This window comes from Marinitoga sp. 1154 (assembly GCF_013363285.1).
In the GTDB taxonomy this organism is placed as follows: domain Bacteria; phylum Thermotogota; class Thermotogae; order Petrotogales; family Petrotogaceae; genus Marinitoga.
On sequence record NZ_LBFB01000044.1, the window covers coordinates 1 to 4,040 of the forward strand.

The window sequence follows — 4,040 nt, forward strand, 5'->3', positions numbered from 1 at the left end:
AAAGTATGGCACTTCTAAGTGTTCTGCTATGTTGAATGGACTGGCATTGTCTTCTAATATTCCACTTAGATATCCTACGCTTATTAATATTACACTTCTGAGTTTGTATATTTGTTTTTTGTGATATGTTTTTCTTATTACATGAAGAAATGTATTCATTATTTCTTCATTATTCAATTTTTCAAATTCGTCTATCATTAATACTACTTCTTTTCCAGTTTTTTCATATATCTTTTCAAATATTTTCTTTATTTCTCTTATATTATTCAATTCTTCTTTTACAGTATAATTATATCTTTTTAATTCATCTATGATTTCTTCATAAAATATTTTTATAAATTCTTCTTCTGTTTTTATATTTTTATAATCTTCAAAGGATAAAAATATAGTAATATATTTATCCTTTATTTTTTCAACTATATCTTTTAACAATGTTGTTTTTCCTGCTTGTCTTGGCGCTGATACTGTAAAGTATCTCCAATTTTCTATATGGTCAAGTGCTTCTTTCATTATATCTGGTCTTTCTACATAATAACAGGTCTTTTTATCAACGGGACCACTTGTGCAGAATCTTCTCATTATCTCACCTCCGGTGCTCCACGCCTACGGCGGGTTATAGGATAATAATTTATTATTTTAAATAAAAACTTTCAATATTTTCAAAGAAAATATTCATACCTATGGTAAAGATTAGGATAAAATAATTTTATTTTAAAAAATAAATTCTTAAAATATTTGCAAAGCAAATATTTTCGCCTACGGCGGGTTGTAGGATTAAAATTTTTAGATTTAAATATAAAAAACATTTCTATATTTGCTCCGCAAATATACACGCTGCCGCGGTAATAGGATTAAAAATTATATTTTAAAAATAACTCTAAAAAATTTTTTAAAAACATGTAAATATTTGCAGGGCGAATATTTAACCTCTGGTGAGAATTTAGACTTTTTTATGTAATTGAATTATACCACATTGATTTTTGAATCCATATAATATTATGTTAAAATCAAATATTTGTATATTATATAATAATAGGAGTTCAAAATAATAAAAAAATCCTTAAAATTTTTTATATTCTTAAACAACTCAGTGATGAGTTTTTTCTTGCAATGTAAAATAAATAGCCATCGCTAGAAAACATACCTTCGGTAGAATATGGAAGATTATTATACAATTTATTTATCAGATTTTTTTCTGAAAAATCTGATAACATCAAATAAAAAAAATACATCTAATAGCGAGAATATAAAATTGCATCAATATATTAAACAAAAACTTAACCATAAAAATATATCAGGTGATAAAATAATTATGTAAATTTATTAAATTTAAGAAAAGAAAAGTTGATTATAAATTTACTCAAAATTTACTTTATATCGTTGACTATTTTTTTTTTTTTGCTAAAATTATTGTGAATTGAATAAGTGGAAATAATATCTTTTAATTATTCAGTAACATAATATAAAAATTATACATTCATAAAATTTTATTATGAATTATTAAGTTATAAAATTCGCAATATTTAATCATAATATTATTATTAAATAAATCACATAATACCTGATATAAATTTCAAAAATAGTTTTGAATTACACTCATGCATGATTAAAAAATATTACTTTAATATAGCTAAGCAGATATTTATCAATATGTATATTATCTCCGAACAAAATTAGAACGAGTTGATTTAATAGAAGTAAGTAAATCATCTCTACCCATATCATGAGCCAAAAAAGCAGAAGCAATAAAAAATAGATTAATAAGATTAGCTTCAAGAGCAATAGAATTAGTAAAGCGCAATTTAGTATGGGATAAAATAGATTCTAACCTTGAAAAAAGAGATTTAATAAGAGAACGTTTAGAATAATTCCTTTTAAAAAAGTCAGAATTTCTAATAAGCAACATTCTGAAATTATGATCTGAAAAGTTTTGATAACGATAGCAATTCTTTTTTTGACAGAAATCTGGTCTATTAGCAAGAGGACAGATAAATTTAACACGGTTTATATCTCGTTCTGATTCATGATATTTAGAATGGAATTTAAGTTCAACACCACAATCACCTTTAGGGGTATGTTGAACTGATAATAAATCTATTGTATTGCTAAATAAGAAAAATGGGGATTTATTCGTTAATAAAATAATATACAAATTACATGGTATGGTGGAAAACCACTTTTGAAAATACAAGAAATGGAATATTTTTTTCATAAAATCATCCCTCTTCTCAATGAGAAAAAAATAATTTATGAAAGTTCAATAATAACAAATGGTTATTTATTAAATAAAAAGATTATTGAAAAATTAAAAGAAATAAAAGTAACTCATTTACAAATTACAGTAGACGGAATTAAAGAGTTGCATGATGTCAGAAGGTTTTTAGCAAATAAAAAAGGAACGTTTGATATAATTATGAAAAATATAAAATATGCTGAAAGAGAATTTAATATAGCATTAAGAATAAATTTGGATAAAAAAATTTATGAAAACTTTGATGAATTTCTTAATTATTTAGAAGAAAAAAATTTAAAAAAATATATTGTATATTCCTGTGGAAGTACCCCATATAGTGTATTTGTTCAAAAAACAAAATGTAGCTAACTTAAAAACCTCAATATACTCTTTTTGAGTATATTGAGGTTTAAATATAAATATATAACCAAAGGAAGTGAAAGAACATGAACAGAAATTTTAAATTATATATATTCGGAAGATTTATATCAAATTTGGGAGATACAATTCAGGTTATAGGTTTTCCATTGTTGTTGTTAGATATGACACAATCGGCTACTATACTTGGATTAGCAACAATATTTATTATGTTTTTTGAACTAATAATAAGACCATTTTTGGGAGTTATTGCTGATAACTATAATAGAAAAAGAATAATGGTTGGAATGGATTTTATTAGTGGTATTTTATGTTTAACAATGGCATATCTTATAGCCAATAATATTATAAACGTATGGATGATATTTATATATTTAGTTATACAATCAATTGTAAGTACATTGTTTGACACATCAACTTATGCAATATTGCCAGAAATTGTAGAAAATAAATATCTTGAAAAAGCAAATTCATATCTTTTGATTGTTTCAAATATTTCTTCATTGGCTGGTCCGCCAATAGGTGCATTATTATATAGTGTATATGGAATTAAAATATTGTTGCTTATTAATGGAATAACTTTCTTACTATCAGGAATAAGTGAATTATATATTGAATATAATTATAATATAGAAAATAATAAAAAATTATTAGAAATATCATTTTACAACGAAATAAAAGATGGAATAAAATATTTAAAAAGAAAAAAAGAGTTAAAGCATTTATTGAATATGATTGTCTATTATTCCGCATGGATGATACCAATATTTGCAGTATTTATACCTATAATAATAAAAAGAGATGGAGGATTTTCTGCAACATATGTAGGATTAGCAGAAACAGCAATGACTATAGGTTCTCTGACAGGTGCATCGCTAATAACATTTGTAATGACAAATAATAAAAAACCATTATACTTTAAACTATCAAATATTATTATGAATATGGCAGTTTTATTTTTAGGGATAATAATATTCTGGAATTATCCGAATAAAATAATTAAATTCTCGGCGATATCAATAATGTTATTCTTGTTTAATATATCCTTTATAATATCCAATGTAATAATAAATTCGAAATTTCAAACGAGTATAGATAATGAAATAAGGGGTAGAATAGGATCATTAAAAATAGTAATAATGCAGATAGCAACAATAATTGGAATATATATAGGTGGAAAAATAATAGATAAAATCAGCAGTGGATATTATTTAATATTTTTAGGATTAACAGGCATATTAGTAACAACGCTTTATATAATTCCATATTCTCGTGAGAATATATAAAAACAGTTTTTTGTAAGATACATTTATGCTATAATAATACTAAGAAAAAACAAATGTGGAGATGATGAAAATGAAAAAATTACCAATAGGAGTACAAGATTATAAAGAAATAATAGAAGAAAATTATATATATGTAGATAAAA

Annotated in this window: 5 protein-coding genes; 2 read left to right on the forward strand and 3 right to left on the reverse strand. The window is 23.6% G+C overall.

All coding sequences use genetic code 11. The annotated features are described in order from the left end of the window. The 3 genes from XO12_RS10855 to XO12_RS10865 all read right to left on the reverse strand — a co-directional run. Positions 1-579: AAA-like domain-containing protein (locus XO12_RS10855; protein WP_175420315.1), on the reverse strand; the 579-nt coding region annotated here is incomplete at its 3' end. A gap of 491 nt (positions 580-1,070) precedes the next feature. Then, entirely contained in the window at positions 1,071-1,232 is a 162-nt protein-coding gene (locus XO12_RS10860) for a hypothetical protein (RefSeq protein ID WP_175420316.1), read from the reverse strand. Positions 1,233-1,657: 425 nt separating this feature from the next. Further along, positions 1,658-2,212 carry a hypothetical protein gene (locus XO12_RS10865; RefSeq protein ID WP_175420314.1) on the reverse strand — a complete coding sequence of 185 codons (555 nt, stop codon included), beginning with the start codon at positions 2,210-2,212 and terminating at the stop codon, positions 1,658-1,660. Between XO12_RS10865 and XO12_RS10870 the strand changes: the two genes are divergently transcribed. Both XO12_RS10870 and XO12_RS10875 read left to right on the forward strand, forming a co-directional pair. After that, positions 2,195-2,602: a radical SAM protein gene (locus XO12_RS10870; protein WP_254867737.1), complete on the forward strand. Its 408-nt coding sequence runs from the start codon at positions 2,195-2,197 to the stop codon at positions 2,600-2,602. The genes XO12_RS10865 and XO12_RS10870 overlap by 18 nt on opposite strands. A gap of 77 nt (positions 2,603-2,679) precedes the next feature. Then, positions 2,680-3,897, forward strand: a complete 1,218-nt coding sequence (locus XO12_RS10875; protein ID WP_175420318.1) for an MFS transporter — start codon at positions 2,680-2,682, stop codon at positions 3,895-3,897. The last annotated feature ends 143 nt before the right edge of the window (positions 3,898-4,040 follow it).